Source organism: Bacillus sp. JJ722, from assembly GCF_036963345.1.
GTDB lineage: Bacteria > Bacillota > Bacilli > Bacillales > DSM-1321 > Bacillus_AD.
This window is the reverse complement of the sequence record NZ_JBALMO010000096.1, coordinates 8,885-10,514: the sequence shown is the minus strand read 5'-3', so window position 1 is coordinate 10,514 and position 1,630 is coordinate 8,885. Positions and strand designations below refer to the sequence as shown.

The window sequence follows — 1,630 nt, the reverse complement described above, 5'->3', positions numbered from 1 at the left end:
TAACTTTTAAATTTGATAAGTGAGGTACTGATTTTTTACGAGCTTATAACTGAGTCGAGCGCTAAGTAAAATATTTACTTTGTATAGCCATTGAGTAGAATTCTTCTATTCAATGGCTATTATGTGTGTATAATTTCTAATTCGATGGAAGTCACAAGAGAAGTAATAATCCCTTTTTAGACATATTTATTTGTTATTCTTCAATTCCTTCTCCTTCTTATACCAATTACGAAGTTGATTTATATGGGCTTGATGATATCTATTATGGTCTGCTATATGCCAAATACCCCATCGGATAGTAGCTATCGCTCCATTTTCGTAATCAACTGTTGTATTGAGCTGTTGGTCATTTAACTGAGAGCAAATAGATTTAAACATGGTGAATACCTCATCGTAATCAAAGAGAATCCTTTCCAACGAAACACCATAAATTAAAGGTATTTCATTGTTTTTATCCAACATAGGTCCGTATTTATCTTCAAGAAACTTGGGTACTGGTTCACCCTTAATTCTAAATATCCAGTTAAGGTCTACATATGCCAAGTGTCTAATTAATTGTGCTGTACTGTTATATTGTTGGTTTGGTCCCTTATAATCCAATTCCTCTTGTGACATATCTGCAATAATGGATTTTAATCGAAAATAATTATGATCGATAGCAGAATACAGCATACCTACAATGGGCTCCATATTCGATTCACCTTTTAAATCCAGAATCATTCATCTAAAACCTCACTTACAACCAATATATGTATCTATTACTCTTTAACGACTCCTAGAACAAACCCGTCATAGCCTTTGCTACCTACTGTTTGAATAGCTGTTGAATCAATACGCGATTCTTCAGATAATAAATCAATAAATTGACGAACGCCTTGAATGTTTAAATCTTCACTATTAGCATCTATAACTTTTCCACTACGGACCACATTATCCCCAATGATAACCGTTCCTGGTTTCGAATATTCTAATGCCCACTTTAAATAATGGGGATTATTAGGCTTATCAGCATCAATAAAAATGAAATCAAAGCTAGAAAAACCTTTGTCTTTAAGAGTAGGCAAAGACTCAAGTGCCGGTCCAACTATTACTTCAATTTTATTCTCCAATCCGGAGTTTCTTATATTGTCTTCAGCCACTTTTGCATGCTTGCTATTGAATTCCAGTGTAATGAGTCGTCCATCTTCTGGTAAAGCTCGACCAAGCCAAACACTACTATAACCGCCAAGAGTCCCAATTTCTAAAATATTTTTTGCTCCTTTAAGCTTTGCGAGTAAACATAGTAATTTTCCCTGATTTGGTGAGACATCGATAGCTGGTAAATTTGCTTCTGAGTTTGTTTTTAGTATTGAATCCATAATAGGATCTGTCGAGTGAAGTTTAGTACTAAAATAAAGATCTACATCATTCCACATTTGGTGATTATTCATATCATTGCCCCTTTTAAAAGTATTTATAATTATTATACTATTCAAATCATTTTTGCTAAACTATCTGATTTTACTTCAAGTTATTGAACTTTTATTATTTGTATACATGATATTTGTTTTTGTTTAGGAAATTATAAAATAATTCGTTGTTGATCACTTTAAATAGAGTTATTCTACGTCTAGCTCCGAGCGCCCAACGC

2 protein-coding genes are annotated in these 1,630 nt (G+C 33.1%); both read right to left on the bottom strand.

Features of this window, described 5'->3' with window-relative positions:
• Positions 1–186: 186 nt before the first annotated feature.
• Complete coding sequence (locus V7014_RS13035; protein ID WP_335507785.1) at positions 187–720, bottom strand: DinB family protein; 534 nt, start codon at positions 718–720, stop codon at positions 187–189.
• Positions 721–758: 38 nt separating this feature from the next.
• Entirely contained in the window at positions 759–1,430 is a 672-nt protein-coding gene (locus V7014_RS13030; RefSeq protein WP_335507783.1) for an O-methyltransferase, read from the bottom strand.
• Positions 1,431–1,630: the final 200 nt, after the last annotated feature.

Excerpts from the sequence above, each read along its gene's own strand:
- V7014_RS13035 (WP_335507785.1), bottom strand. The coding sequence starts at position 720 with ATGATTCTGGATTTAAAAGGTGAATCGAATATGGAGCCCATTGTAGGT.
- V7014_RS13030 (WP_335507783.1), bottom strand. The coding sequence starts at position 1,430 with ATGAATAATCACCAAATGTGGAATGATGTAGATCTTTATTTTAGTACT.